Origin of the sequence: Burkholderia sp. AU33423 (assembly GCF_002223135.1) — a bacterium.
In the GTDB taxonomy this organism is placed as follows: domain Bacteria; phylum Pseudomonadota; class Gammaproteobacteria; order Burkholderiales; family Burkholderiaceae; genus Burkholderia; species Burkholderia lata_D.
Genome location: NZ_NKFH01000008.1, coordinates 302,024 through 327,258 on the forward strand (window position 1 = coordinate 302,024; position 25,235 = coordinate 327,258).

General features: G+C 62.8%; 28 protein-coding genes and 1 pseudogene. 14 read left to right on the forward strand and 15 right to left on the reverse strand.

Features of this window, described 5'->3' with window-relative positions; all coding sequences use genetic code 11:
* Positions 1 to 370 precede the first annotated feature (370 nt).
* Both CFB50_RS32730 and CFB50_RS32735 read left to right on the forward strand, forming a co-directional pair.
* Entirely contained in the window at positions 371 to 1,057 is a 687-nt protein-coding gene (locus tag CFB50_RS32730; RefSeq protein ID WP_041492076.1) for a Crp/Fnr family transcriptional regulator, read from the forward strand.
* Between the two features lie 97 nt (positions 1,058 to 1,154).
* Positions 1,155 to 1,457, forward strand: coding sequence for a hypothetical protein (locus CFB50_RS32735; RefSeq protein WP_144020730.1), 303 nt, complete (start codon positions 1,155 to 1,157; stop codon positions 1,455 to 1,457).
* Positions 1,458 to 1,705: 248 nt separating this feature from the next.
* On the opposite strand, the gene CFB50_RS32740 is transcribed toward CFB50_RS32735, so the two are convergent.
* Positions 1,706 to 1,924, reverse strand: coding sequence for a hypothetical protein (locus tag CFB50_RS32740; protein WP_012328514.1), 219 nt, complete (start codon positions 1,922 to 1,924; stop codon positions 1,706 to 1,708).
* Between the two features lie 516 nt (positions 1,925 to 2,440).
* On the opposite strand from CFB50_RS32740, the gene CFB50_RS32745 reads away from it, so the two are divergent.
* The 3 genes from CFB50_RS32745 (at position 2,441) to CFB50_RS32755 (ending at position 5,349) form a co-directional block, all read left to right on the forward strand.
* Positions 2,441 to 2,872, forward strand: coding sequence for a carboxypeptidase regulatory-like domain-containing protein (locus tag CFB50_RS32745; protein WP_041491976.1), 432 nt, complete (start codon positions 2,441 to 2,443; stop codon positions 2,870 to 2,872).
* A 492-nt stretch (positions 2,873 to 3,364) separates the two neighbouring features.
* Positions 3,365 to 4,183, forward strand: a complete 819-nt coding sequence (locus CFB50_RS32750; protein ID WP_012328516.1) for a PRC-barrel domain-containing protein — start codon at positions 3,365 to 3,367, stop codon at positions 4,181 to 4,183.
* 446 nt (positions 4,184 to 4,629) lie between these two features.
* Positions 4,630 to 5,349: a Crp/Fnr family transcriptional regulator gene (locus CFB50_RS32755; protein WP_012328517.1), complete on the forward strand. Its 720-nt coding sequence runs from the start codon at positions 4,630 to 4,632 to the stop codon at positions 5,347 to 5,349.
* 459 nt (positions 5,350 to 5,808) lie between these two features.
* On the opposite strand, the gene CFB50_RS32765 is transcribed toward CFB50_RS32755, so the two are convergent.
* The 7 genes from CFB50_RS32765 to CFB50_RS32790 all read right to left on the reverse strand — a co-directional run bounded on the left by CFB50_RS32765 (position 5,809) and on the right by CFB50_RS32790 (position 11,481).
* Positions 5,809 to 6,135: a type II toxin-antitoxin system HicB family antitoxin gene (locus CFB50_RS32765; protein ID WP_012328518.1), complete on the reverse strand. Its 327-nt coding sequence runs from the start codon at positions 6,133 to 6,135 to the stop codon at positions 5,809 to 5,811.
* Positions 6,136 to 6,452: 317 nt separating this feature from the next.
* Complete coding sequence (gene ydiK, locus CFB50_RS32770; protein WP_012328519.1) at positions 6,453 to 7,625, reverse strand: AI-2E family transporter YdiK; 1,173 nt, start codon at positions 7,623 to 7,625, stop codon at positions 6,453 to 6,455.
* A gap of 203 nt (positions 7,626 to 7,828) precedes the next feature.
* Positions 7,829 to 8,065 (reverse strand): hypothetical protein, encoded by a 237-nt coding sequence (locus CFB50_RS32775; RefSeq protein WP_041491977.1) that lies wholly within the window; start codon positions 8,063 to 8,065, stop codon positions 7,829 to 7,831.
* Between the two features lie 427 nt (positions 8,066 to 8,492).
* Complete coding sequence (locus CFB50_RS39725) at positions 8,493 to 8,663, reverse strand: hypothetical protein (protein WP_179254260.1); 171 nt, start codon at positions 8,661 to 8,663, stop codon at positions 8,493 to 8,495.
* Between the two features lie 481 nt (positions 8,664 to 9,144).
* On the reverse strand, positions 9,145 to 9,318 hold the full coding sequence (locus CFB50_RS32780) for a CsbD family protein (RefSeq protein WP_012328521.1): 174 nt from the start codon (positions 9,316 to 9,318) through the stop codon (positions 9,145 to 9,147).
* 139 nt (positions 9,319 to 9,457) lie between these two features.
* The gene (locus tag CFB50_RS32785) at positions 9,458 to 9,928 is read right to left on the reverse strand and encodes a PRC-barrel domain-containing protein (RefSeq protein ID WP_089448649.1); all 471 of its coding nucleotides are present in this window, start codon (positions 9,926 to 9,928) and stop codon (positions 9,458 to 9,460) included.
* Positions 9,929 to 10,194: 266 nt separating this feature from the next.
* Entirely contained in the window at positions 10,195 to 11,481 is a 1,287-nt protein-coding gene (locus tag CFB50_RS32790; protein WP_012328523.1) for an NRAMP family divalent metal transporter, read from the reverse strand.
* 978 nt (positions 11,482 to 12,459) lie between these two features.
* On the opposite strand from CFB50_RS32790, the gene CFB50_RS32795 reads away from it, so the two are divergent.
* Together CFB50_RS32795 and CFB50_RS32800 are read left to right on the forward strand one after the other, a co-directional pair.
* A complete protein-coding gene (locus CFB50_RS32795; protein WP_012328524.1) occupies positions 12,460 to 13,047 on the forward strand; it encodes a BPSL1445 family SYLF domain-containing lipoprotein in 588 nt (195 codons plus the stop codon).
* Positions 13,048 to 13,514: 467 nt separating this feature from the next.
* Positions 13,515 to 14,234: a Crp/Fnr family transcriptional regulator gene (locus CFB50_RS32800; RefSeq protein WP_089448650.1), complete on the forward strand. Its 720-nt coding sequence runs from the start codon at positions 13,515 to 13,517 to the stop codon at positions 14,232 to 14,234.
* Positions 14,235 to 14,477: 243 nt separating this feature from the next.
* Here CFB50_RS32800 and CFB50_RS40570 read toward each other — a convergent pair whose 3' ends face one another.
* Complete coding sequence (locus tag CFB50_RS40570; RefSeq protein WP_012328525.1) at positions 14,478 to 14,660, reverse strand: hypothetical protein; 183 nt, start codon at positions 14,658 to 14,660, stop codon at positions 14,478 to 14,480.
* 316 nt (positions 14,661 to 14,976) lie between these two features.
* On the opposite strand from CFB50_RS40570, the gene CFB50_RS32810 reads away from it, so the two are divergent.
* The 4 genes from CFB50_RS32810 to tkt all read left to right on the forward strand — a co-directional run bounded on the left by CFB50_RS32810 (position 14,977) and on the right by tkt (position 19,155).
* Entirely contained in the window at positions 14,977 to 15,465 is a 489-nt protein-coding gene (locus tag CFB50_RS32810; protein ID WP_012328526.1) for a Spy/CpxP family protein refolding chaperone, read from the forward strand.
* 133 nt (positions 15,466 to 15,598) lie between these two features.
* Positions 15,599 to 15,862, forward strand: a complete 264-nt coding sequence (locus CFB50_RS32815; RefSeq protein ID WP_226248740.1) for a hypothetical protein — start codon at positions 15,599 to 15,601, stop codon at positions 15,860 to 15,862.
* A 350-nt stretch (positions 15,863 to 16,212) separates the two neighbouring features.
* Positions 16,213 to 16,998: a PRC-barrel domain-containing protein gene (locus CFB50_RS32820; protein ID WP_012328528.1), complete on the forward strand. Its 786-nt coding sequence runs from the start codon at positions 16,213 to 16,215 to the stop codon at positions 16,996 to 16,998.
* 81 nt (positions 16,999 to 17,079) lie between these two features.
* Positions 17,080 to 19,155 (forward strand): transketolase, encoded by a 2,076-nt coding sequence (gene tkt / locus CFB50_RS32825; RefSeq protein ID WP_012328529.1) that lies wholly within the window; start codon positions 17,080 to 17,082, stop codon positions 19,153 to 19,155.
* 23 nt (positions 19,156 to 19,178) lie between these two features.
* On the opposite strand, the pseudogene pgm reads toward tkt, so the two are convergent.
* Positions 19,179 to 20,855, reverse strand: a pseudogene (gene pgm, locus CFB50_RS32830) (phosphoglucomutase (alpha-D-glucose-1,6-bisphosphate-dependent)).
* 166 nt (positions 20,856 to 21,021) lie between these two features.
* Complete coding sequence (locus CFB50_RS32835; protein ID WP_089448720.1) at positions 21,022 to 21,240, reverse strand: hypothetical protein; 219 nt, start codon at positions 21,238 to 21,240, stop codon at positions 21,022 to 21,024.
* Between the two features lie 383 nt (positions 21,241 to 21,623).
* On the opposite strand from CFB50_RS32835, the gene CFB50_RS32840 reads away from it, so the two are divergent.
* Complete coding sequence (locus CFB50_RS32840) at positions 21,624 to 22,913, forward strand: cation:proton antiporter (protein WP_089448651.1); 1,290 nt, start codon at positions 21,624 to 21,626, stop codon at positions 22,911 to 22,913.
* Positions 22,914 to 23,040: 127 nt separating this feature from the next.
* On the opposite strand, the gene CFB50_RS32845 is transcribed toward CFB50_RS32840, so the two are convergent.
* Both CFB50_RS32845 and CFB50_RS39200 read right to left on the reverse strand, forming a co-directional pair.
* Complete coding sequence (locus CFB50_RS32845; RefSeq protein WP_089448652.1) at positions 23,041 to 23,199, reverse strand: DUF3309 family protein; 159 nt, start codon at positions 23,197 to 23,199, stop codon at positions 23,041 to 23,043.
* A 271-nt stretch (positions 23,200 to 23,470) separates the two neighbouring features.
* Positions 23,471 to 23,770 carry a hypothetical protein gene (locus CFB50_RS39200; protein WP_144020731.1) on the reverse strand — a complete coding sequence of 100 codons (300 nt, stop codon included), beginning with the start codon at positions 23,768 to 23,770 and terminating at the stop codon, positions 23,471 to 23,473.
* Here CFB50_RS39200 and CFB50_RS32850 point away from each other — a divergent pair.
* Together CFB50_RS32850 and CFB50_RS32855 are read left to right on the forward strand one after the other, a co-directional pair.
* Entirely contained in the window at positions 23,769 to 23,975 is a 207-nt protein-coding gene (locus tag CFB50_RS32850) for a hypothetical protein (RefSeq protein ID WP_089448653.1), read from the forward strand. The genes CFB50_RS39200 and CFB50_RS32850 overlap by 2 nt on opposite strands.
* Before the next feature lie 43 nt (positions 23,976 to 24,018).
* A complete protein-coding gene (locus CFB50_RS32855; protein WP_089448654.1) occupies positions 24,019 to 24,360 on the forward strand; it encodes a DUF2252 family protein in 342 nt (113 codons plus the stop codon).
* Here CFB50_RS32855 and CFB50_RS32860 read toward each other — a convergent pair.
* The gene (locus CFB50_RS32860) at positions 24,320 to 24,466 is read right to left on the reverse strand and encodes a DUF3096 domain-containing protein (protein WP_006413561.1); all 147 of its coding nucleotides are present in this window, start codon (positions 24,464 to 24,466) and stop codon (positions 24,320 to 24,322) included. The two genes, CFB50_RS32855 and CFB50_RS32860, sit on opposite strands and share 41 nt — an antisense overlap.
* A gap of 61 nt (positions 24,467 to 24,527) precedes the next feature.
* Positions 24,528 to 25,115 carry a BPSL1445 family SYLF domain-containing lipoprotein gene (locus CFB50_RS32865; protein WP_089448655.1) on the reverse strand — a complete coding sequence of 196 codons (588 nt, stop codon included), beginning with the start codon at positions 25,113 to 25,115 and terminating at the stop codon, positions 24,528 to 24,530.
* Between the last annotated feature and the right edge of the window lie 120 nt (positions 25,116 to 25,235).

The following is a 25,235-nucleotide window of genomic DNA, read 5'->3' on the forward strand; positions in this document are numbered from 1 at the left end:
AAATCCATTTGACAACAAACCTGGCTATCAAACCATGCGATTTGATTGGAGTGAGCTGTTCGATGAACTGAAGCGTGAAGGGCAGTTCGGCAGCGACGCGCAACTGGCCGACAGCCTGGGGCTTACGCGCGCGCAAATCTCGGCATGGCGCAACGGCAAGAGTGATCTCGGCATTCTGACCAAGATCAAGATCCTGGATGCATTGGGCCACGACACGCTGCGCACGTCGCTGTCGAGCTTGCTCCCCGAGAAAAACCGGGAGGCCCAGGCGGCGCAGCATGCAAGGCTCCTCGCGCGCATCGACAGAGTCAGATCGGGTGCGGCCGTCGCATCAGTGGAGCCCGAGGACTCGACCCATTCTGCCGCGGCCATGAACGATCTGCTTACCGAACTACCGCGGGACGAGCTCAAGCGCATCGAGCCGCATTTGTCGTGGGTTACGCTACCGCTCGGGCATGTCGTGTACGAATCAGGCGATCACCTGAGCCATGTCTATCTGCCCACGACCGCGATCATTTCGATGCTGTATGTCATGGAAAACGGCTCTTCCGCGGAGATTGCCGTAGTCGGGCGCGACGGATTGCTGGGCGTCGCGTTGTTCATGGGCGGCGAAACAATGCCGAACCGGGCCATCGTCCAGAGCGCGGGCGAAGCCTTTCGCCTCAGCGGAAAGGTCGTCAAGGAAGAATTCGCGCGCGGTGGCGCGTTGCAGCGCCTCTTCCTACGCTACACGCAGGCGCTTATCACCCAGATGGCACAGACGGCCGTCTGCAACCGTCACCACTCCATCGCGCAACAATTCTGCCGGTGGCTGCTGCTGAGTCTCGACCGCCTGGATTCGCATAACGTAAGGATGACGCAGGAACTGATTGCCGACATGCTCGGCGTGCGCAGGGCCAGCGTAACTGAAACCGCGAAGCGGTTGCAGGAAGAGGGCATTATCCGGTATTCGCGCGGGCTGATCGAAGTCGTCGACCGCAATGCCCTCGAGCGGCGCGTGTGCGAATGCTACATGGTGGTCAAGAAGGAAAGCGACAGGCTGTTGTTGGCCAAGTAGACAGGCTCGAGCCCGAATCGCCCTGCCATTGACATTGCATGGGCTCCACACGATTGGCCGGCAAGGTCCGCTCGTCGCTCTTCATGAGTCAATTTGCTTGCCCGCCTCCCTCCGCCCTCTCCCAATCGTCCGCGTGGACAGCGTGCCAGCAACGGCCTGCTGCGTTGCCGTGAGCCGGCCGAAGATCGCATCGCGCATCCGCCTTACGTCTGCATCGGTACAACGTCAATCGACGCCGCGCGAATCGTGGTTGCGCACGCTCGCGTGCCGCGGCCTGTCGCCGCTGCTCGATTGCAGGTCCGGGACGATCCTCGAGAAGAACTCCGTGCGCGCCGTCGGCAATCTCGGCTTTTTCGAATTCTCGTCGGGTTGTGGCGCCATCGATTCGCGGCGCACCTGAAACGCCGTGGCATATGCGAGGCTGACTCGATGCGCGGCACCAGTTCGAGCACTGCGTCGGCCTGATCGCGCCAGCGGGTGGCGCGTCGATCTTGGCATCGGTTACCCATGCCAGGCGGCGGGACTGCCGGGCCCTGCATATCGGCGCAGCACGCGAATTGCCGACACCAATGCCCTGCGCAACCATACCAACCCGCTACGCAGCGAAGCGGCTTGTCACACCAGCATCAGCCGGCCCGCCAGAGGCGCTCAATGTGCGGTGGCCTTGCTCGCTCGACGCTCCAGCATGAGAAGGACCGCGATGAGGCTGACGAGATGCGCGCGCTCCTCCGGAACCAAGCCGTCGCGCTCCAGGATCGATTCCAGCCGCGCTTTCCAGGTGGCCAATGGAGCCGGCTCGCCGAGCGTGACGCGCGCGATGAGCCGCTCAAGAGAACACAGGTCTCTCTCGATTTCCGTGTTGCCCATGGAAACACTCCGTTCGTCACCTGGATCGAAGAACAGCTTATGGCACCGGATCGCGTCGCTCTACCCTCTACCGTACATTGGGCACGCATTTCTCCATACGCTTCAGATGCGCGCGGGTGGCTGGATGCAACAGTCGAATGCGGTGCCATGCCAGCCCCCGAACGGAGAGGACTCGCAGCAAAACGGTTCGACCGCCATGTCGCCGTCCATGCACGCCTGCCGTCGATGCGGCCATGGCTTATCTTGGGAGCGGCTTTCAATCGATTGTCGGTCGGAGCCGAAACACATGGTGTAACGGCAACCCTCTTCGCGCGACGGTACCCGAAGCGAACCCTCCGCAGAGCAGGCGAACGAGTCCTTCTACAACAGGCGGCGCGCAATCGGATGAAAAGCAAGCGTTCGGCACCGAACAGACATGCGGCACGAATAACCGCATTGGTGAGAGGCGGGCCGGCTCTGTCAGCCAGACCGTCCGCCACACCTAGACTCCCTGCCGAATCCTCCAGGAGATCCCTGATGAAAACACCTGCACCCTTATTAATGCTCGCGCTCATTCTCGGCCCCACATTAGCCGGAATCGCCCCAGCAGCGGCCGACGGCGACCTCCCCCCGATGCAGCATGCCGATCAGGTTACCTATTTGTCAGGCGGCATTGGACTTGATCAATCGATCGCCATCAAGGGCGTCATGCGCGACTATGCGCTCGTGCTCACCTTCGTGCGCCGCACCCGAGGCGCGAACGAATATTTGTCCGACGTCCGGGTGACCATCACGGATATGAAAGGAAATACGGTTCTGGAGACGCCGTCCGATGGCCCGTTCATGCTGGCCAATCTGAAAAACGGACGTTATGTAATCAACGCCAGCTACAACGGCCGATCCGAACGATACATCGTGGACATTTCGGCATCCCATCATGCGCGTCATACATTCATCTGGTTCACGTAGGCATCGGAACCCGCTCGTCTTCACACAGGCGGCTGTCGGTAAAACGGCATCTTGAGCCGGTACGGCCACATTTATCCGCCCGGCACGGCGCCCCGTTGTAATCGCCGATGAAGCGGCAATCCGCACTGCGAGTGCGCCACGGCAAACAATCCGCATCGTCGAATGCCTGCATCGTCGGCTTCACATCGCGTCCGCGTCACGCGCCCGCGCTTGAAACGCTTCGACCTTTCCATTCGAGTCGGTTCGACACCCAGACCTGAATTGATTGGCGCGCACTCCGTACGCTTACGTACCGCGTCGATCGTTCATTGCCGGTACCGTGTAAAGCATGCCGGATATTCGTCACGACGCCGCGCCAGACTGCGAACCGCATGAATGAGCGGGATCGGCACGAATCGCCCTTCGTCCACGGGCGAGTGACTGGACGCCACCGCACGGCACGCGATTCCGCCGGATCATCGGCATGCCGCGCATCGATCTGAAGAGAACATCATGTTACGAAGCACCAAGGCATTGCACGGAAGTGCGGTCCGCGCAAAGGACGGCGACATCGGACACGTCAACCAAGCCTACTTTGACAACGACTGGTGCATCCGTTACCTCGTCGTCAAGACGGAGGACTGGCTGCACGAGAGGCAGGTGCTCATCTCGCCCTACTGCATCAAGCATACCGACTCCCGGTCCAGCACGCTGCATGTCGACCTCACGCGCCAGCAAGTGGGAGACAGCCCGGATCTGGACACACACAACCCGGTATCCCGCCAACACGAGATCGAATACCTGAGCTACTACCATTATCCGCGCTACTGGGATGGCCCGAACCGGTGGGGCATGGATGCATGCCCTACGTCCCGTTCTGGCACCCTGTCGCGAGAACTCGAGGCCGGTAATCCGCTCCCTCCCCTCACAATGCCCGCCGATGTGCCGGCCGATGCGCCGACGGATACGCATCTGCACGGCACCAGCAGCGTCAGGGGCTATCGGCTCGAAGCCACGGCCGGACGCATCGGCCGCGTGTCTGACTTCGTCTACGACGATGAAGCCTGGGTGATCCGCTACCTCGCAATCAGTACGCGGAACTGGTGGTTGACCAACAAGGAATTCCTGATCGCGACGCACTGGCTCGACCGGGTGAACTGGGCCACGGAAACGGTATCCACTGCACTTAACCGCGACTCGATTCGCCGGAGTCCCGAATACGACGATTCGCAGCCCGTCTACCGAAGCGACGAGATTGCGCTGCATCTGTTTTACGGCAAGCATGGCTACTGGCTGAATGCCGAATCGTCCACTGCCCACGAGACGCTTTGATGCCGCCAGCATGATCCCCTGCGGCACTCGGGCTCGTCCATGCCGAACGCTTTATCGGTTCGTATCGGAAAAGTTACGTGTCCGCGTTCATGCCCGTCATCTCGGCCGCGCAATTCATCGAACGGGTCAATCCGCGCCTGCCGTTGCATCACGCGTTTAAGGCCGGGAATTTTCCGTCAACCGCGCAGTGAAATATCGGTTCCATATCGAGCGCGCGTGATTGCGCGCACCTTGATGAGACATGTGCCGACACTATAATTTTTGAAGGCAGATCCGTATTCGAACGGTCATTCCGAACTCATCGAAAAAAGGACGCATTGGCGCCGCCATCCCGTCCGGTCGTGGGATCGGTAAAGTATGATGGTTGTCTCGTCCCGCTGATTCCCGCTGCGCCCATATCGGCCGGATTCTCCATCATCTGCCGGGCGCGAGCGCAGGAGCCACGCATGCTGGACAACCCGCCCATTACCGAAAATCACCTGCTTGCCGCGCTGCCGGAAAACGAACGCGCGCACCTCGCCCCTCACCTGACCCTTGTCGACATGCCGTTGGGAAACGTGCTGTACGAGTCGGGCGGCCAGATGCATCACGTCTATTTTCCGACCACGTCGATCGTGTCGCTGCTGTATGTGATGGAGGATGGCTCGTCCGCTGAAATCGCGATCGTCGGCCATGAGGGCATGATCGGCGTGTCGCTGTTCATGGGCGGCGAAACGACGCCGAGCCGCGCCGTCGTGCAAAGCGCGGGGCAGGCCTACCGGCTCGACGCGCGTATCCTGAAAGAAGAATTCCGGCGCGGCAATGCGATGCAGCGCCTGTTGTTGCGCTATACCCAGGCGCTCATCACGCAGATGGCCCAGACCGCGGTGTGCAACCGGCATCACTCGATCGACCAGCAACTTTGCCGCTGGCTGCTGCTCAGCCTCGACCGCCTGCCTTCGAACCAGCTGCGCATGACGCAGGAACTGATCGCCAACATGCTGGGCGTGCGCAGGTCGGGCGTGACGGAAGCGGCCCTGAAGCTGCAGGACGCGGGCCTCATCCGCTACAACTACGGCCATATCGAGGTGCTGGATCGCCCTGGGCTCGAAAAGCGCGTGTGCGAATGCTACAGCGTGGTCAAACGCGAATTCGATCGCCTGCTTCCCGATCTGAAGCGACTCTAGCCGCTACTGCGCCGCATCGTTGCGCGAACGACTCGAATACTCTGTTCCGCGACAATTCGATTGTCAGCGCAACGGAACGTCTGCGTGACATCGTCTGATCCGGCTACCCAGTAACGCGTTCGGTTGTAGTATTGGTGAAGCGACAATCCCCGCTGTGATTGCGCCGTCACCGGCCAGTACTCGTCCTCGAAGCCCGGCGTGTCTTTGACAGGCTGCACGAGTCTCTCCTCGCCGACGATCGCCTCACGAATCGGCCGGCCATTGCTCGATCGCGACGTTCCGGGTGTCGTGAAACACGAGCGATGTGAATCTTCAAGACACCTTCCTCCAAATATCCACACCATCCGCCCAGGCTTCATGCTCTCGACACGCGGGCGTCATCAGGTGTGCTGAATCCGGCGTCATCCAGATCCGGGAGTCCCGAATCACGGCTAACCTCCGTCCACCGTGCTCGAGCCGTCAAACCACCTCCGACAGCGATTTCGCGACGGGTCGGCCACGCACGTCGCCGTGCTGCGCGGATTGGTTGATGGCGTGCTCGCACACCATCGACACGAACGCATCGCGAGTCGTATGCAGCGCGCTGGTCGTCCGATCGATGTCGTGCACGACGCGCTTCGGCAGGCACATCTCGATCCGCACGGAACTCGACGTCATACGGGGGTCATGATCGACGTCGACGAACCGCCAGATCCCGTCGCCGGTATCGACATCCGACGCTTGAAATACCGTCGTGTCCGTGGGCGGCGGCGTAATGAGACGCACGGACCGGTCATAGCGGGTCATGACCCGTTGGCCAGCTATCTTAGCGGCATGATTTCTAGAGCAGATCAACACCTAGTCCGGCGTGCCAGCCCCGCAATGCGGCGAGTTCAGCTTCATCCGGGAAGTTGGACCGGTGTCGCCGATGGAATGCTCTCGCGAGTTTTCACGACTGCCAGTTTCGATGAAAAATGAATAGGGACCGGCAAGATGGTTATCCCGCTGGCGCGTTCATCCCGGCGATAGGATCTGCGTGCGACAGCGAATGGCGGTTCTACGGCAGCGCGAACGACTCTGAACGACTGAACCCGACTGGCTGCCATCAGGAACAGAGGCGGGCGTCACTCATGGGGCGCAGGTTCGTTTGCAGCGATAGGCGGGGCGGAGGTGGCCCGCGTATCGGCTGCGCCACGCGCGGCCTCCTGAGTGTCGAGCCAGGCCTCCATAAGGGCGTAGGTGACGGCGAGCATCACTGGCCCGATAAACAGCCCGATCATGCCGAACGCAATCAGGCCACCCAGCACGCCGGCAAGTATGAGGACCATCGGCAACGCAATGGAGCGGCGGATCAGAATCGGACGCAAGCTGTTGTCCAGTGCCGTCACACCGAGGGACCAGCCGAATAGCAGGATCGCCGCAAGCTTTGCATCGTGCACGAACAGCCACGTGACACAAGCCAATAGCGGTAACAGCGGGCCCAGTTGAGCAAGACAGAAGATGAACAAGATCGCTGTCAGGACGCCGGCATACGGGACGCTCGCGCCCCACAGGCCGAGGCCGCCCAACGCGGATTGGGCTAGCGCCGTGACCATGACGCCCAGTGCGACCGCGCGAATCGCGTGTTCGACGAGCCGCACCATGGCCGCACCGTTCGCAGGTGCCACGCACTGTGCAACGCGGGTCACAGTGAGCCCGACCGCTTCCCCCTTCGCGAAAAGAATGCCGCATATGATGACTGTGAGCAGCAGATGAAGCACGAGCACACCAATCGCGCTAGCGCGTACGAGAAGCCAACTGGCAAGGCGGCTCGCATACGGCTGCAGCGTCGCCAGGACGCCACCCGGCCCTGCGTCAGACAGCGTTTGCCATTCGCGCGTGGCATGCGTGCCGGCGAGCGGCAGCTTGGCAAGCCATCCCGGCGGCGGCGGAAGCGTGTAGTTCGGCAAGCCTTTCAGGAGTGTCATGATCTCTTCTGCATGGGCTGCCAGCGTCGATACCGCGCCATAGATGGGAAGCACGATCACGACCATCAATGCCAGCAACATCACGATCACTGCCGGCCCGCGGCGACATCGCAGACGGCGCTGCACCTCGTGCAGGAGTGGCCAAGTCGCGACGACAATCGTGGCGGCCCAGACGAGCGCGAGCAGAAACGGGCGCAGGATATACAGGCTGCCGCAAATCAGTAGCGACAGCGTCACAATGCCCAGTATGACGCGAACGAGATCGACGGTCGGACGTACGTGCACGATCTGCCGGGCTCTCACAACTGTTCCATGAGGTTGGCGGTTCAATTCTCGGCCTCCAAACACTACCCCGGCTTGTCCCGGCTGACCTTGAGCACCCTGCAAATTTCGGCACGAATGATCGTCTGCTTCGGCTTTGCCCGATCACTCCCCGGTGCCACCGATGTAAATCAACAATCGGGGAAAGTAACGGCCCGTTTGGAAGACGGCCGTCGTGCAAAATTTGCTATTCCGCCAGCCATGATCACCGATTAGCGCTTTTCAAAGCGATCACGGAGTCCGAAATGAGTGATCCTCGCTTCCAGGATACGCACGCAGCCCGCAAACGCCGCACTCACGTGTTGATTGTGGGCGGCCGCAGCCGCAGCGGATTGACGCAAATCAAAGTTGCCAACGTCCAGATCAGCGGGCACGTTGACATCGATCGTGCGCAGGAACCGCAGGAATTCACTACTGCGATGGCGACGATGCAATTCATCGACGATCACGACGCTAGCAAGCGATCATCCGAACACGGCGATCGATACATGTCGCGGAGAATACGCCCCTTGCGGCGGCACGGACTGGAATGGACAGCAGCAATTTGCGGTTTACGAGACCACGGTGCGCGCGGGGCGCGTGGAAGTCGGTACGGTGACGTACCGGTGTACCAATCAACTCAACCTACCCTACGCACGAGCGGCCCGGGAGTCGGTAGGCTGCCGTACCCATGCGGGAACGGCAGTGATGCGGTCGCATCGTTGGATCGGTCACAGATCGCTTGTTGCGACGCTGTCTTGGGCTCAAGCGTCGATTGAAAATGGCATGCAGATTGTCGATCCATGCGGACATCGACAACGGCGTATGCGCCGCCCCCCTCCGCATGCCGGGGGTCACTCAAAAAAAGTCGGGAACGGTCAGCCGGTGGCGGGTTACTTAAACGAAGTGATTCGGCGATTCGGGGGTGGAAAGCGGGTTGCCGGTCAGTCCCGGTCGCTGCGCATCGTGAGAAATCATGCCGTCCTCCAGGATCGCGCACATTGCGACGAGCAGAATGATCGCGACGGCCACGAGTCCCGCATAGCCGATGATCTGGAGCGTTTTCATTTTGCTTCCTGCGATAAACGATGGCTGTCGCGACCTAGATCGTTTTGATCGCGATCGTTGACCAGCCATCGCGCGACGAGCACGTGAACAGGATGCCCTATCTCAATCCCAAATAGCCGAGGACGAACAGAACGATGACCACGGCTCCAACGAGCCAGACAATGTTGTTCATGGCAACTCCCCTCAAGTTGGACGCCAACCTGATCTGCTGCGCGGCTTGTGGGCCACGGAGCCACGCTGGCGAAGCTTCCGGCGATACCCGACATTTGCCGCAGCAAGGACTTGCGCGATTGAGCCGGTTATCGGTTCGAAGACGCGCCTCGCGACGGGGGCCGGGAACCCGATGCGCGAAGGACGAAACTTGACGTTCTCGCATCCGACAGCGCATGTCTGTACGGTAGTAGCCGCAGTGAGGTTGGCACGATGCGTGAAGCACCGTCCGAGAGGGGAATAGCCCCCCTCATGAAGCCTCCGTGTCCAATCAGGCTTTTTTGACAGCTTCCTTGGCGTCGCCAAGATTCTTGCGCGCCTGGCCGGCTGCTTGCTGGAGATCGCCTTTGACTTCCTGTTTCGTGTTGTGCGTGGCACGGCCAATGACCTCATTCACCTTGCCTTTGACCTTCTCCGCAGTTCCCTTGACTTGATCCTTGTTCATGGTAGAACTCCAATACGTAACTGATCTGTGGATGCTGCTGCTATCTGTTGCCGTCAGGTGATGACACCGTTCGACCGGTGAATCGGTATTCGATAAAAATCATCAGATATCCATATTTTTACCGGCTGGCAAGGGCGTTTCAATGTGCGGGCGGACGATTCATGGCGACATCTCGGGTCGCTGCCCAGTACGGCTGCCGATTGTAGAACTGGTGAAGCGACGAGCCCCACTGCTCGTCCGCCATCGATGGCCAATGGTCCTTGTCGAACGCGGGGGCATTTTTCACGTGGTCTGCGGTAACGTCGAGCCGGAAGCATTTTTCGTCCGTATCCAGGGTCAGCGCACTCCACGGAATGGCGTAAAGTTTTCCGCCGATACCGAGAAAGCCCCCGCTTGACAGCACGGCATAGGCAACCCGGCCGCTGCGTACGTCCAGCATGATGTCTGAAATCTTCCCGATCTCCAGCCGGTCGGACGTGAAGAGCTTGTTTCCCTTGAGCGTATCGGCTTCCATCACGTTGGGGCCGGGTCCGTCGCCGGCCCCACTGCCGACAATCGCCGCACCTGTATCGCTGGTCGATGGCCGATGGGTCGGGTCTAGTATCGTCATGATTCCCTCCTGGGTTCATTTCGCAGGACGCCGGCGCGGATCGCCGGCTCGCCGCGATGGACAGCACGCACCGGTCACGCGATATGAACGTTTACGTGCCCGACAGGTGTCGACTCTGGCCGCCCTACCCGCTGCGCACCTGCCGCTCACGCTGAGCGCCCGGTGCATTGAAAAGGGAGAGCGAGTCGCAACGATGCGCGCAGCCGTGAGACGAAGTCGGTACGGCGCCGTACCGGGCCGAGAAAAGCAACGATCGGAACCGATGCTCAGATGAAAACGAACATCGCGATCACGGCGGCGCCCATCACACCGGTTGAAAGCCACCCCACCCACCGCAGCAGCACGGGCGTGACGAAGGTGCCCATGACCTTTGGGTTCGACGCCATCAGCATCATCAGTACCATGATCGGTACCGACGTGACGCCGTTGATGACCGCGCTCCAGAACAGCGCCTTGATCGGGTCGATCGACGTGAAATCGAGCGCGAGACCCACGACCGTCGCGAGCACGATGATCGCGTAGAATCGTTTCGCCAGTTGCGGCTCGAGCGCGAGGCTGTTTTTCCACTTGAACGTGCCGGCCATCGCGTAGGCCGCCGAGCCGGCCAGTACCGGCAGCGCGAGCAGCCCCGTGCCGATGATGCCCAGACTGAAGAGCAGGAACGCAAACTGGCCGGCGATCGGTTTCAATGCGGAGGCGGCCTGCGCCGACGTCTGGATGTCGGTGACATGGTGCGCATGCAGCGTGACCGCAGTCGTGAGAATGATAAAAAACGCAACGAGATTGGAAAATGCCATTCCGATCGACGTATCAAGGCGGATGCGGCTCAGGTTTGCCGGCCCTTGCGACGGCATTTTCGTCAGCGCCTGCTGCCCCTTCTTCGCCTGCAGTTCCTCGACCTCCTGTGACGCCTGCCAGAAGAACAGGTACGGGCTGATGGTCGTGCCGAACACCGCGACTACCGTCGTGACGTAGCCGGTGCTCCACGAGCCGTGCGGAAGTACCGTGCGCAGCGCCACGGTCGCCCATGGGATCTGGACCGCAAAGATCACGCCGACGTAGGCGAACAGCGCCAGGGTGAGCCACTTGAGGATGCGGACATACCTGCGGTACGGCACGAACATCTGCAACACAAGCGAGAACACGCCTAATCCGACCGTGTAAGCCCGCGTGGGGCCGCCGACCAGTAGATTGACGGCTGCGCCCATGGCCGTCAGGTCGGCCGCGATATTGATCGTGTTCGCCACCAGCAGGAGGATGACGGTGCCATACAGCAGCCACCGCGGGTAATGACGTCGCAGATTCGTCGCGAGACCATGGCCGCTCACCCGGCCGATCCTCGCGCTCACGACCTGAATGGCGACCATCAGCGGATAGGTCAACAGGACGGTCCACAGCATGTCGAAGCCGAATTGCGCACCCGCCTGCGAATAGGTGGCAATGCCGCTCGGATCGTCGTCCGCCGCACCGGTGATCAGTCCAGGTCCGAGCTTCGTCAGCCACGAGTCGGCCTGGCTATCGACATCGCTGTTGAGTTTTTCAGACGGAACCATGTCTTAATCCATAAACGCTCGGAGCGGCGCGACAACTGTTGATTGCAGGAGCAAATCCACTATTCATGCCGCGCCCCAGACGTGGTTCGGTACCCGAAGTGATTGACCGATGGCACCACCGCGAAGGCGTGCGGCGTGCCGCCGATCGAACTGCGCCGGCACAGCTTTCCATTGCGAAGTCGTGACATCGGTCACGACGAACCATGCCTGAAGGAACATGGTCGGCCGGTTTCATGTGATGACCGCAGCCGACCTACCATCCTTCCCGTTGCCCGGACCCATGCGCGCCCTGGTCGTCGGCATGCCCGGAGTGATTCATATGGTCGCGGGAAGGGCCACTTTGATTCCACCCGCTTTCGTGACCACCTCCATACGAACCGCCATACCCTCCGCCTCGATCACCACGATAGCCGTCGCCGGGTACCCAAAGGCATCCGGCAAGCATGGTTGCAATAGCGGCAAGACAGACATAGGTAGATGAACGCATGTTGCTCTCCTTACCAGTCGCATCCGAGTGTGGCGCTTCGTTTGATCGACCGGAGACGAATGACGGAATCATTCTCCACAGATGTGAACCACGTCACTGTTCGTGAACAGATCGTGCACGAGTGGATGGTTGCGCGAGACATCCTCCTGTCGGCGAGATTGCGTGTCTGTACGGTGAAGGACGCTTGTGGAGGCGGACGAGTGGTCGCGCCTTGTCGCCATCGTGATTCTTTGCAATACGATTTGACATACGTTGCCGTACCGGTTGCGCGACATCGACCGACACGGGCCATCTCCGTCGTCGGCTTTCCAAAATCGACACGCCGGACGTGACGCGCGCCGACGATCGACATTTCCCTCCTAACACGAAGCGTGCTGCAACGCTGAACGAGACTCGGGCCGAGGTGGATGTTGTCTTTGTACGATGTCGTACCGCGTCCAAAGCCGCCCTGGCGTAGCGTTTGAAGCTCCAGCAACCACCAGGAGACGATGATGCTGCGACGAACATTCATATTGGGCACGCCGGGATCCATCCTTGCCATTTCCCTTGCAGTTTCGGGTTGCACGATGACCGGCACATCCGACGCCAGCGGCCATCAGGTCGACAAGCGCCATACCATCGATGCAGGCGTCGACTCGACCCTTGCACGCCTTTACACGAGCGCCAACGGCTCGCATGAGCTCGTTGGCAAGGCGCGAGGCGTACTGGTGTTCCCGTCCGTCATCGCGGCCGGCTTTGGGATCGGCGGTCAGTACGGTGAAGGCTCGCTGCGCGTTGCCGGAAACACGGTCGGGTACTACAGCACCACGACCGGCTCGATCGGGCTGCAGATCGGCGCGCAATCGAAAGCCATCATTTTCCTGTTCATGACCGCGGATGCGCTTGATCGCTTCCGTAACAGCGAAGGCTGGTCGGCGGGTGGCGATGCATCGGTGGCGGTACTGAAAGTCGGCGCGAACGGCAATGTCGACACCAGCACCGCGACCGCGCCGATCGAAGCGTTCGTACTGACGAACAGCGGGTTGATGGCGGGCGTGACGCTCGAAGGAACGAAGATCACGAAGCTGACGGCGCTGTAGCACTCACGCCCAAGGCCTGCCAGGTGAACGTACCGGCCAACACATCGATCCGATGGTGCGGCAGCAGATCTGGGTTCAACACGCCTGATACGCACATAGGCGTACCCGTGCGCGGAGCTTGTCCCGCACCCTACCGGACGCACGCGAGTCATCGCGGCACACCGTTCTGCGATCGACGCCGGGCAGGCCTGGCGACCGCGATTTCCCGTCACCCGCTCCGTGAAATACCGGGTTCCGTATCGATCGCGCACCTTGATCGGACATGTGCCGACACTATAATTTTTGAAGGCAGATCCGTATTCGAACGGTCATTCCGAACTCATCGAAAAAAGGACGCATTGGCGCCGCCAGCCCGTCCGGTCGTGGGATCGGTAAAGTATGATGGTTGTCTCGTCCCGCCGATTCCCGCTGCGCCCATATCGGCCGGATTCTCCATCATCTGCCGGGCGCGAGCGCAGGAGCCACGCATGCTGGACAACCCGCCCATTACCGAAAATCACCTGCTTGCCGCACTGCCGGAAAACGAACGCGCTTACCTCGCCCCTCACCTGACCCTTGTCGACATGCCGTTGGGAAACGTGCTGTACGAGTCGGGCGGCCAGATGCATCACGTCTATTTTCCGACCACGTCGATCGTGTCGCTGCTGTATGTGATGGAGGATGGCTCGTCCGCTGAAATCGCGATCGTCGGCCATGAGGGCATGATCGGCGTGTCGCTGTTCATGGGCGGCGAAACGACGCCGAGCCGCGCCGTCGTGCAAAGCGCGGGGCAGGCCTACCGGCTCGACGCGCGTATCCTGAAAGAAGAATTCCGGCGCGGCAATGCGATGCAGCGCCTGTTGTTGCGCTATACCCAGGCGCTCATCACGCAGATGGCCCAGACCGCGGTGTGCAACCGGCATCACTCGATCGACCAGCAACTTTGCCGCTGGCTGCTGCTCAGCCTCGACCGCCTGCCTTCGAACCAGCTGCGCATGACGCAGGAACTGATCGCCAACATGCTGGGCGTGCGCAGGTCGGGCGTGACGGAAGCGGCCCTGAAGCTGCAGGACGCGGGCCTCATCCGCTACAACTACGGCCATATCGAGGTGCTGGATCGCCCTGGGCTCGAAAAGCGCGTGTGCGAATGCTACAGCGTGGTCAAACGCGAATTCGATCGCCTGCTTCCCGATCTGAAGCGACTCTAGCCGCTACTGCGCCGCATCGTACCGGCCTTTCCCGCACGTGCCCCTGGCGCCACGCGAAGGCGTGGAAGCGACCCGATATCTCCGTGGCAACGTCTCATCCGGCTACCCTGTACACCGTGAACATCGGCGCGCCATCGCCACGATCGTTACTTCCGCGATCAGCGATATCGCTGAATACCGGCGACGACTCGATGGATCGCGGTCACGCAGGGCACTGACCCGCGCCGCGCCGTGCAACCCGCGCTAACGGTGCTTGACGTGCGACACCTTCCGGTGATGCTTTCGATGGGCCGGGCGGGAAATCATCCTGGTGACACCGCCGATCGACGGCGGATCGCTGGCGGGGAATGTCCCCTCGACTGCCTCGTCGACATTGCGTTCGCTCTTGCCGCCGTTCGTATGCTGCTCTCGATACCTGCTGCGCATAACCGCCTCCGTGGCGCTGAGTGTCGGACGAGGCTGGCCGCTTCGACTGACCGGCGTATCGACGGCCAGCCAGCGTGGAATCCCGCCGATTACGACGCCAGCATAGGCCCGATTTGAAAATGCCGCTGGACGCGGATCGCGAGCCACCGCGAAGCGCCGCGCATCGGGAGACGAGCCACGCGCACCGGCAAACCGTCCGGCATCGGACAGACTGAGCCACGCGTCCCGCGTATAGCTAAGCTACCGGGCCGAATTTTCCGTCGACCGAGTGAGTCGCGGTACGTCGACTCCTTCAGAAATTTCATCAGGATCCGCCATGACATCCGCTCTCCTCGCCGCCCCCCGAAAGATTGCCTACGCGTTCTCCCTGGCGGCGACAGTCGCCCTCGGCGCAGCCGTCTTCCCCCAACTCTCGAAGGCCGCCGGACCCGCACCGGATCGGTCACCGCCCCACGTCATGACCGTGGCCGCCCAAAAGTCGGTCGACGGACGCATCAACAGCCTGCACCAGCGACTTGGCATCACACCCGACCAGGAATCCCTGTGGCAGCCAGTCGCGCAGGTGATGCGGGACAACGCGAAAGCGATGGAAACGCTCAGGAAGATCCGTAGCGATCATGCGAGCAGCATGAGCGCGATGGACGATCTCCACTCCTATGGCGATGTCGCCAACGTGCACGCCGATGGCGTCAAAAAGCTGACCACGGCATTTCAGCCGCTGTACGACAGCATGTCCAATACGCAAAAGCAGAACGCGGATGCGATTTTCCGTGGCAACGACCACCACCTGATCAAGAAACAATAGTTCCGGACCGTCCGCCGATACCGGCTGTCGATGGCAGTCACTGACCAGTGGATTCCGGATCCGTACACAGGAGAACATGATGGACGTTTCTATCGGACATGCACGTCGAACCACAATGGCGCCGAGATCGGGCATGCGACTCGTCGGCCTGATAGTCGCGATCGGCTGCCTTTTCGCCGCACCGCCGTTGCATGCGGAGAGAATGAATCACGGTTTGGACCAGGGCAATCACGCGCGCATGACACATCAGGATGGTCGTCACTACGGCCATTACCGGAACGGTGGCCACGACGGTTATGACGGCGACGAGGAGTATGCGTATGGCGCGCCTCCGATGGTTTACGCGCCGGTACCGGCACCGGGCATCTCGCTGTTCATGCCGCTGCGGCTGCGCTGAGACACGAACCGAATCCGGCAGCCTCGGTCGCCCGGCAGCCCGTCGACGTGTTGATCCTAACTGCTTCGCGATCCTGACGACGAAGACCGAGAGAATGTTCCGCGACATATCGGGAAGGACGGCCCGCCGCCGGATGGATCACCCCCGTGCTCGAGCGGCTGCATGCTTTGTACGGTTTCGTACCGCATCGGCCATTCAGCGCGTGTAGCGTTTCAACCATGCCGGCCATCCGAGGGGATGCGATCGGCAGGAATTGCTCCGCATCGGCGGACGAACGGCTGGATACCACCGCACGGCGGCCAGGCCAGCCGGATCACCGACGTGCCGGGCATCGCTCTGGCGAGGACATCATGTTGCGAAGCATTCGAAGGTTGCACGGAGACACGGTTCGAGCGAAGGACGGCGATATCGGCCACGTCCACCAAGCCTACTTCGACGATGGCAACTGGTGCATCCGTTACCTCGTCGTCGAGACGGGCGACTGGCTGCACGACAGGCAAGTGCTGGTCTCGCCATATTCCGTCACGCATGCCGATCCCGAGACCCGCACGCTATACGTCAGCCTCACGCAACAGCAGGTGAGGGACAGTCCGAATGTGGACACGCACAAGCCGGTATCGCGCCAGCACGAGATCGAGTACCTGCGTTACTACAACTACCCGACCTACTGGGGCGGCCCGAACCTTTGGGGAATGGGCGCATACCCTGCTTTCGATCCCGCCGGGCCGTCGCAGGACGCCGACGCGGGCGATCCGCTTCTCCCGCACACCGCGCCGGCCGGCGCAGCGGCGGATACGCATCTGCGCAGCACCGGCGAGGTCGACGGATATCGGCTCGAAGCCAAGGACGGACATATCGGTCACGTGTCCGACTTCATTTACGACGATGAAGCCTGGGTGATCCGCTATCTGGCAATCGACACGTCGAGCTGGTGGTCGACCGGCAAGGAAGTGCTGATCGCGACTCACTGGCTCGACCAGGTGGACTGGCCCACGGAAACGGTATCGACCACGCTCACGCGCGCCGCGATCCGCCAGAGCCCGCCATACGACGACTCGCAGCTCGTTCATCGCAGCTACGAGATCGAGTTGCACGAGTTCTACGGCAAGCACGGCTATTGGCACGGAGACCGATAACGCTGACCCGCGCAACGGGTAGCCAACGCAACTACCCTTCCATGCGGGATATCGCGTGACAGGACGCCAGGGAGCAGCTGCATGACCTCAACCGATTTCCCGACAACCGAAGGTTCGGCACTCGATGCGCTCTGCATCAATACGCTGCGCTTCCTGTCAATCGATGCCGTGCAGAAAGCAGCGAGCGGACATCCAGGCTTGCCGCTCGGCGCCGCACCGATGGCCTATGCGCTATGGATGCGCCATCTCAAGCATCACCCCGCCAATCCGGCGTGGCTCGATCGCGATCGCTTCATCCTGTCGGCCGGACATGGTTCGATGCTGCTGTACAGCCTGCTTCACCTCACCGGTTACGACCTGCCGCTCGATCAGATCGTCCGCTTCCGGCAATCGGGCAGCCTCACGCCCGGCCATCCGGAGCGTGGCCTCACGCCGGGCGTCGAGACGACCACCGGCCCGCTCGGCCAGGGCCTCGCCAACGCCGTCGGCATGGCGATGGCGGAAACGCGGCTCGCCGCGTGCTACAACCGCCCCGGTTTCGAGATCGTGGATCACCACACCTATGCACTCGTCAGCGACGGCGACCTGATGGAAGGCGTCGCGGCGGAGGCCGCATCGCTTGCCGGCCATCTCCGGCTCGGCAAGCTGATCTGCCTGTACGACGACAATCGCGTCACGCTATCCGCCGGCACCGCGATCACCTTCACCGAAGATCGCGCGCAACGGTTCGACGCCTACGGCTGGCATACGGAAACGGTCGACGACGGCAACGACCTTGCCGCCATCGACGCAGCGCTGCTCGCCGCACGTGCCGAGCAGCGGCGTCCGTCGTTGATCCTCGTGCGCACACATCTCGGCTACGGCTCGCCCAACCGGCAAGACACCTACCAGGCTCACGGATCGCCGCTCGGCAATGCCGAGGTGCGCCTGACCAAGCACAACCTCGGCTGGCCGCCCGATCCCGCGTTTCATATCCCCGCACCGGCGCTCGCGCATTTTCGCCGGGCACTGGCGGAGGGGCAAATACGGGAAGCGCACTGGAACACCTTGTTCGCAGCCTATGCGCGCGTGTTTCCCGAGCTGGCGGAGATGCTGCTGAGCTCGGTGCGCGGCGCGCTGCCCGACAGTTGGGACCGCGATATCCCGGTCTTTCCGGCCGATCCGAAAGGCATGGCGACGCGGGTCGCATCCGGCAAGGTGCTGAACGCCCTCGCCCCCCGCGTCCCGTCGCTCATCGGCGGCTCCGCCGATCTGAATCCCTCCACCTTCACCGCGCTGACCGGGCACGGCGATTTCGAGGCCGCCGGCATGAACGCGCTCGACCGGCAAGGTTCCGACGGCGGCGGCTGGAGCCGCAGCGGCCGCAATCTGCATTTCGGCGTGCGCGAGCATGCAATGGGCGCGATCCTGAACGGCCTGGCGGCCCACGGCGGCATCCTGCCGTTCGGTGCGACCTTCCTGATCTTTTCCGACTACATGCGTCCACCGATCCGGCTCGCCGCATTGATGCGTCTGCAGGTGATCTACGTGTTCACGCACGACAGCCTCGCCGTCGGCGAGGACGGTGCGACGCATCAGCCGATTGAACAGCTTGCCGGCCTGCGCGCGGTCCCGGGCCTGCTGGTGATTCGACCGGCCGATGCCAACGAAACGGCCGTCGCGTGGCGCGTGGCGCTCGAAGCGCGAGAACGGCCGACCGCGCTGATCCTGACCCGCCAGGACGTGCCGACCATCGATCGCCTCCGGTTCGCGCCGGCAGAGGGCTTGCGGCGCGGCGGCTACGTGCTCGCCGATGCCCCCGACGGTCGCCCCGCGCTGATCCTGATCGCGACAGGCTCGGAAGTCGGGCTCGCGCTGGCAGCGCACGCCGAGTTGCTCGCGCGCGGCGTGGCGGTTCGGGTGGTGTCGCTGCCCTGCTGGAGATTGTTCGACGCTCAGCCCCAGTCGTATCAGGACGCCGTGCTGCCGAAGTCGGTCGGTGCGCGGCTGGCGATCGAAGCGGGCGTGTCGCAAGGCTGGCACCGCTATGTCGGCGATCGTGGCGACGTACTCGGCATTGCGGGTTTCGGCGCGTCGGCGCCGGGCGCCGAGCTGATGCGCGATTTCGGCTTCACGGTCGAGAACGTCTGCGACCGCGCACTGAAACTGCTCGTGTGACCGTTGGGCGGCCCATGCGCGTATCAGGCGTTCGAGCCGCCACCGGCATCGCGCGTGCCTGCTTCGAGCACCGCGTCGACCATCGACTGCGCATCGGACACGATGCGCGCCACGTGATCCTCTCCGTTGAAGCTTTCCGCATAGATCCGGTAGAGATCTTCGGTACCTGACGGCCGCGCGGCAAACCAGCCGTGCTCCGTCATCACCTTGATGCCCCCGATCGCGGCCCGATTGCCCGGCGCCCGATCGAGTATCCGGACGATCGCCTCTCCCGCCAGTTCGGTGTGCGTGAACTGATGCGGCGCTAGCCGCGCCAGCAGCGCGCGCTGCTCAGGTGTGGCTGCGGCCTGTACCCTCCGTTCGGCGGGCGCGCCGAAGCGGTGCGCCAGGTCGAGGTAATGCTCCGCCGGATCGCGGCCGGTTCGGATCGTGATTTCGGCCGACAGCAACGCGGGAACGATGCCGTCCTTGTCGGTCGTCCAGGGTTGCCCGTCGAGCTGCAGGCACGTGGCCCCCGCACTCTCCTCGCCGGCGAACCCCAGCGTGCCGTCGAGCAATCCGCCGACGAACCACTTGAAGCCGACGGGCACTTCGTAGATTGCGCGATCGTGTGCGCGGGCGACACGATCGATCATCTCGCTGCAGACGACCGACTTGCCGACCGCCGCGCGAGCGGGCCATTTCGGCCGATGCGCGAGCAGATAGTCGACAAGCACCGCGAGATAGTGATTGGGCGGCAGCAAACCGTCGCTGCGTGTGACGATCCCGTGCCGGTCGTGGTCGGTATCGCACGCAAACGCGACATCGAATTGGTCTTTCCGCGCGATCAGGCTCTGCATCGCATACGGCGACGACGGATCCATGCGGATCCGCCCGTCCCAGTCGACGCTCATGAAGCGAAAAGTCGGATCGACTTCCTAGCTGACGATCGCGAGATTCAGTTGGTAACGCTCGGCAATCGCACCCCAGTAGTGCACGCCGGCGCCGCCGAGCGGATCGACGCCGAGCCGGATCGGCGCGCCGCGCAGGATGTCCATGTCGATGACGCTGGCCAGGTCGTCGACATACGCCGCGAGGAAGTCGTACCGGTGCGTCGTGGCGGCATTCGATGCCGTCGACAACGAGACGCGGCTCACCCCCGCGAGCCGCGCTTCGAGCAGATCGTTCGCGGCCGCTTCGATCCATCGGGTGACGGCTTCCCCGGCCGGGCCGCCGGTCGCCTGGTTGTACTTGATGCCGCCGTTGTCCGGCGGATTGTGCGACGGCGTCACGACGATGCCGTCGGCGAACCCGGCATTGCGTCCCCGGTTGTACGTCAGGATCGCGCGCGAAACGGCCGGCGTGGGCGTGTATTCACCCGGCGGCGCCAGCATGACCTCGACGCCATTGGCAGCCAGCACTTCAAGCACGCTCGCCTGCGCCGGTTCGGAAAGCGCATGCGTATCGATGCCGACAAACACCGGACCGTGGATGCCGTGCGAACGTCGATACCGGCAGATCGCCTGCGTGATCGCGAGGACATGCCACTCGTTGAAGCTGCGGGTCAACGCGGAACCCCGGTGTCCCGACGTGCCGAACGTCACGCGTTGCGCCGGGACTGCCGGGTCCGGCATATCGGTGTAGTACGCGGTCACGAGGCGGGGAACGTCGATCCACAGCGCGTAAGGCGCGAGCCGGCCTGCCAGCGGACTGACGGGCATCGCGGCCGGCGCGCCCGGCGGGTCGGATGTAGCGGGATTCAACATGCCTCCTGTCTGGGACCCAGCCGCCATTCTCGTTCGAGCGCGAGCCATGACTACCGCCACGCGCCCGGCGGATGGCGGGCGCCGCCGCGCCCCCCTCGAACGCGCGACGCGGCGGCCGTGCTCAATGCGCGGCCAGCTTGCCCGCTCGACGCTCGAGCATGAGGAGAAGGGCGATGATGCTGACGAGATGCATGCGTTCCGAGGGTGCCAAACGGCCATGCTCCAGAATCGATTCCAGCCGAATGCGCCAGAGGGCCCATGGCGCAGGCTCACCGAGCGTGACGCGTGCAATGAGTCGTTCGAGTGAACGCAGATCTCCCTCTATTGCGGTATGCGCCATGGTCACGCTCCGATTGTCATGAGGATCGGCGAACAGTCTATGACGAAGCACTGCACCACTCTGCCCGCTACCGTACATCGCGTGCATGCCGGTTCGGGCGCGTCGTCCCGGCCGCGTCAGCAGCAGCCACGCGTCATTTCGATCGCGATAGTTGCGACGGTTGCGCCCGGTTCTTTGTCCGCCATCGGACAGACGCCGGACCGACTCGCTGCGAACGTGGTACAACCGGAGCGATATTGTGCGACGAATGCAAGGCATCGACGCCCAGTCCGGTGTGTGCCGTCCCGCGCGTGCCGCGTGCCGCCTGAACGACACCGCATGGCGACCTGCGTTCGACGCTCGACGCGCGGCGAGCGCGACGTTACCCACGCAGGACATTCAAAGTGACCGAAACCATCGGATGCCTCATCTTCGGAGCCCTGCTGATTTTCATGGGACTCATCGGGTCGTCGCTCAAGCGTCTGCCGCTGAGCGCGGCCATGGTGTATCTCGGGATCGGCTTTCTGATCGGACCGGCCGGCCTCGGCTTCCTGTCGCTGACATTGCCGGACGACGTCACGCACTTGCGCATCGCGGCCGAAATCGGCTTGCTGATCTCGCTGTTCGCGATCGGCCTGAGGCTGCGTGTCCCGCCCGCCGATCGCCGCTGGATGCTGCCGATTCGGCTTGGCGTCGTCGCGATGATCTTCACCGTCGCGTCGATCGCCGCGCTCGGCATGCTGGTGCTGCATTTGAGTCTCGGCGTCGCGGTACTGCTGGGCGCGATGATCGCGCCGACGGATCCCGTGCTCGCTCATGACGTCGGCGTGCGCGACGCGGGTGACGTCGAACTGGTGCGTTTTTCGTTGTCCGGCGAAGGCGGGATCAACGACGGCACCGCCTACCCTTGCGCGGTGATCGGCCTGCTTGCGTGCGGGTCTGGCACGATGTCGGAGCTTCACTGGAGCATGCTCGGCGGCATTGCATGGGGTATCACCTCCGGCGTGGGCGCCGGCTGGCTGCTCGGCTTCGCCACCGCCCGGCTCGTCGCATTCCTGCGCAGCCGCCACGGACAGGCGCTCGGCCTCGAAGGGTTCTTCGCGCTGGGCCTGATCATGCTGTCGTACGGCGTGACGCTCGCCATTCATGGCTACGGGTTCCTGGCCGTGTTCGCCGCGGGCGTCGCGATGCGGCGTGTCGAGCATCGAACGAGCGGCCGGAAGACGTCGAAGGAGACGGTCGGCATCGTGGACAGCGAGGATGTCGAGGCCACCGCCACCGATCCCGACAAAGCCCATGCCTTCGTCGCGGAGTCGGTCATGGGATTCACGATCGAGCTCGAACACATCGCCGAAGCCGTGCTGATCCTGCTGATCGGCGCGCTCGTCTCCGGCTATTGGGTTGACATGCTCACCTGGGCCGGCGCGGCCGTGGTCGCGACCCTGCTGTTCGTCATCCGGCCGGCGGCCACCCGGCTCGCGCTGATCGGGTCCCGGGCGTCGCGCCACCAGCGCCGGCTGATCAGCTGGTTCGGCATTCGCGGCGTGGGTTCCCTGTATTACCTGATGCTGGCCCTCGAGCAAGGGCCGCGTGCGCAACTGTTGCCGCTGGTTCCATGGGTACTGGCCATCATCGCCATGTCGATCGTGCTGCACGGCATTTCAGCCGCGCCGCTCATGCGTCGCTATGCGTGAGATCCAGCGCGGGCGCGGTGGCGCGATGCGTACGCGGGTCGAACGGTTCGGCGGGATGCCACACCCGACACTCGCGGTGTCGGGCGGCAGTCTTCCCATGAACCTGCAGCGTCGATGATGTCCCGCGTCACAGCCTGCCCAGCAGCATCAGGATGAGTAACACGACCAATACCAAGCCCAGCAATCCGCTTGGACCATACCCCCAGCCGTTGCTGTAGCGCCAGGTCGGGATCACCCCGACCATCAGCAGCACGACAACGATCAGTAGAAGAAGTCCCAGTGACATGTCGTCTCTCCTCAATCAATCATCCGGCGGGTCATGGCGCAGTGCGCTCGCAACGATGGCCATCGAATGCAATCGAACCGATGTGTCCGTCGATACGCTCCCGTGCGCTTCCACGTCGACGCGCGCACGCGCCGTTCGCCGCCTGTCGCGTCGAAATGGGCGGTGCCGCATCTCGAATGCCGGAGGAGCCGGGGAGTCAGTCGTCCTGCTCCTTCATGCAGGACGCGTGCTCGATGCACCCGGTTCGGGACGTGCATCGACTCTTTCGCTATCAATGTAGGCGGACGCGCGCGTGGAGTCTGTCCGGCAACGTACCGGACGCGTGCGGATTATCGCGGACATCGGCGCAAATCATCGGCTTGCCGGTCCGAAGCGACGCCAGCCGCCACTGCACGGCATCGTACCGACTTCCGCTGTTCGCTCGTCCATTCTGGGTCGGCACGCGCGCATGCGCTGCCGATGCCGATACGCGTTCGGCGCCACAACGCGCCGACACATTGCCGATGAACTCGCCGCGATCCGGTTCTAGCGGCCGGATCCATGCGAAGCGGCATTCACCGGAGAAGCTCATGAACGACCTGACTCGGAAAGCCCGCGGCACGCCGCAACAGCATCGGAAATATGCGCAAGATACCGCGACCGATGACGGAATGCCCATTGCCCCCGAAAAGCCGAGGCTGACGAACCCGAACGCGCGCGAGCAACCGCGCACCGCGGAGCAAATGCGTTCCGACGCGAGCAGGCGTCCGGGAACGGCATGCCGATCGACTCGATAGCGCATGCAGCCCGCTTCAGTCACCACGCGCTCAGGGTCGTGCGATGCGGCGGCCAACGCCCGTCAACGGGCGGCAGGGTGCCCTCGTTGCGCTCCGGAGCGTGAAGATGGCGCGGTCGGCCCGCGCCTATGTCCGGGGCAATACCGTCAGATTCCACGCATGGCTCGAGAGCCTGGAGCGTCGCACGTTACCGGAAGAACCCCCGGTCCGGATTGGCGGCAACTGCCACGCAGGCAATCCGGGCCCCGTCGCGAACGCTCAGGGGCACGTCGACAGTCGGAGATCGCGGGCGCCGCCCGCGAGGTTCGTCACCTGCTTTTTCGCGAGAGGCTCGGTTCAGTGGTTCAGTGGAGATGTCCTCCGAACAGCCCGAGCAACCCGATGACGATGAGGTAGATCGCCACGATGTAATTCAACAGACGGGGCACCACCAGAATCAGAATGCCGGCGATCAGCGAAACCAGTGGGCCCGCGCTCGTGAGAATGTGCATACGCCCTCCGCAAGAATGAAAACAACCAATGGAGACCAAGCCGCCCCGCGTCCGCCGCTCGTTACAGCGACTTGAGCCGGGTGACCTTCGTGCCTTCCAGCGTCACGCCGGCCATCAATCCGTTGTTCGTCAGTACGAATGCTTCGATCGGCGCGGTCGCGGTGCTGGTGTCGACATTGCCGTTCGCGCCGACTTTCAGTACTGCCACCGACGCGTCGCCGCCCACCGACCAGCCTTCGCTGTTACGGAAGCGACCAAGCGCATCCTCGGTCATGAACAGGAAAATGATGGCTTTCGATTGCGCACCGATCTGCAGGCCGATCGAGCCGGTCGTGGTGCTGTAGTAACCGACCGTGCTGCCGGCAACGCGCAGCGAGCCTTCGCCGTACTGGCCGCCGACGAAGAAGCCGGCCGCGATGACCGACGGGAATACCAGCACGCCGCGCGCCTTGCCGACGAGTTCACGCGAGCCTTTGGCGGTCGTGTAAAGGCGTGCGAGGGTCGAGTCGACGCCTGCATCGATGGTGTGGCGCTTGTCGGTCTGGTGACCACTGGCGTCGGATGTACCGGTCGTCGTGCATCCCGAGACCGCGAGGCCGATAGCCAGGATCGATCCCGGCGTACCCCATAGAAATGTTCGTCGCTGCATGATTCACCCCAGGTTGTTCGTGGATACCCCTGACGCTACACACAGGCGAATGCGAATGCGGTACGAAAGCGTACCAAGCCTGCAAAAACAGACAACCTTCTCAACCTGGCTTCGCGGCGA

What these genes read in the sequence shown, in the direction of transcription:
- CFB50_RS32730 (WP_041492076.1), top strand. Translation starts at nt 371, where the DNA reads ATGAACGATCTGCTTACCGAACTACCGCGGGACGAGCTCAAGCGCATC.
- CFB50_RS32740 (WP_012328514.1), bottom strand. Translation starts at nt 1,924, where the DNA reads ATGGGCAACACGGAAATCGAGAGAGACCTGTGTTCTCTTGAGCGGCTC.
- CFB50_RS32745 (WP_041491976.1), top strand. Translation starts at nt 2,441, where the DNA reads ATGAAAACACCTGCACCCTTATTAATGCTCGCGCTCATTCTCGGCCCC.
- CFB50_RS32750 (WP_012328516.1), top strand. Translation starts at nt 3,365, where the DNA reads ATGTTACGAAGCACCAAGGCATTGCACGGAAGTGCGGTCCGCGCAAAG.
- CFB50_RS32755 (WP_012328517.1), top strand. Translation starts at nt 4,630, where the DNA reads ATGCTGGACAACCCGCCCATTACCGAAAATCACCTGCTTGCCGCGCTG.
- CFB50_RS32765 (WP_012328518.1), bottom strand. Translation starts at nt 6,135, where the DNA reads ATGACCCGCTATGACCGGTCCGTGCGTCTCATTACGCCGCCGCCCACG.
- CFB50_RS39725 (WP_179254260.1), bottom strand. Translation starts at nt 8,663, where the DNA reads ATGAAAACGCTCCAGATCATCGGCTATGCGGGACTCGTGGCCGTCGCG.
- CFB50_RS32780 (WP_012328521.1), bottom strand. Translation starts at nt 9,318, where the DNA reads ATGAACAAGGATCAAGTCAAGGGAACTGCGGAGAAGGTCAAAGGCAAG.
- CFB50_RS32785 (WP_089448649.1), bottom strand. Translation starts at nt 9,928, where the DNA reads ATGACGATACTAGACCCGACCCATCGGCCATCGACCAGCGATACAGGT.
- CFB50_RS32790 (WP_012328523.1), bottom strand. Translation starts at nt 11,481, where the DNA reads ATGGTTCCGTCTGAAAAACTCAACAGCGATGTCGATAGCCAGGCCGAC.
- CFB50_RS32795 (WP_012328524.1), top strand. Translation starts at nt 12,460, where the DNA reads ATGCTGCGACGAACATTCATATTGGGCACGCCGGGATCCATCCTTGCC.
- CFB50_RS32800 (WP_089448650.1), top strand. Translation starts at nt 13,515, where the DNA reads ATGCTGGACAACCCGCCCATTACCGAAAATCACCTGCTTGCCGCACTG.
- CFB50_RS40570 (WP_012328525.1), bottom strand. Translation starts at nt 14,660, where the DNA reads ATGCGCAGCAGGTATCGAGAGCAGCATACGAACGGCGGCAAGAGCGAA.
- CFB50_RS32810 (WP_012328526.1), top strand. Translation starts at nt 14,977, where the DNA reads ATGACATCCGCTCTCCTCGCCGCCCCCCGAAAGATTGCCTACGCGTTC.
- CFB50_RS32815 (WP_226248740.1), top strand. Translation starts at nt 15,599, where the DNA reads ATGCGACTCGTCGGCCTGATAGTCGCGATCGGCTGCCTTTTCGCCGCA.
- CFB50_RS32820 (WP_012328528.1), top strand. Translation starts at nt 16,213, where the DNA reads ATGTTGCGAAGCATTCGAAGGTTGCACGGAGACACGGTTCGAGCGAAG.
- tkt (WP_012328529.1), top strand. Translation starts at nt 17,080, where the DNA reads ATGACCTCAACCGATTTCCCGACAACCGAAGGTTCGGCACTCGATGCG.
- CFB50_RS32835 (WP_089448720.1), bottom strand. Translation starts at nt 21,240, where the DNA reads ATGGCGCATACCGCAATAGAGGGAGATCTGCGTTCACTCGAACGACTC.
- CFB50_RS32845 (WP_089448652.1), bottom strand. Translation starts at nt 23,199, where the DNA reads ATGTCACTGGGACTTCTTCTACTGATCGTTGTCGTGCTGCTGATGGTC.
- CFB50_RS32850 (WP_089448653.1), top strand. Translation starts at nt 23,769, where the DNA reads ATGAACGACCTGACTCGGAAAGCCCGCGGCACGCCGCAACAGCATCGG.
- CFB50_RS39200 (WP_144020731.1), bottom strand. Translation starts at nt 23,770, where the DNA reads ATGAGCTTCTCCGGTGAATGCCGCTTCGCATGGATCCGGCCGCTAGAA.
- CFB50_RS32855 (WP_089448654.1), top strand. Translation starts at nt 24,019, where the DNA reads ATGCGGCGGCCAACGCCCGTCAACGGGCGGCAGGGTGCCCTCGTTGCG.
- CFB50_RS32860 (WP_006413561.1), bottom strand. Translation starts at nt 24,466, where the DNA reads ATGCACATTCTCACGAGCGCGGGCCCACTGGTTTCGCTGATCGCCGGC.
- CFB50_RS32865 (WP_089448655.1), bottom strand. Translation starts at nt 25,115, where the DNA reads ATGCAGCGACGAACATTTCTATGGGGTACGCCGGGATCGATCCTGGCT.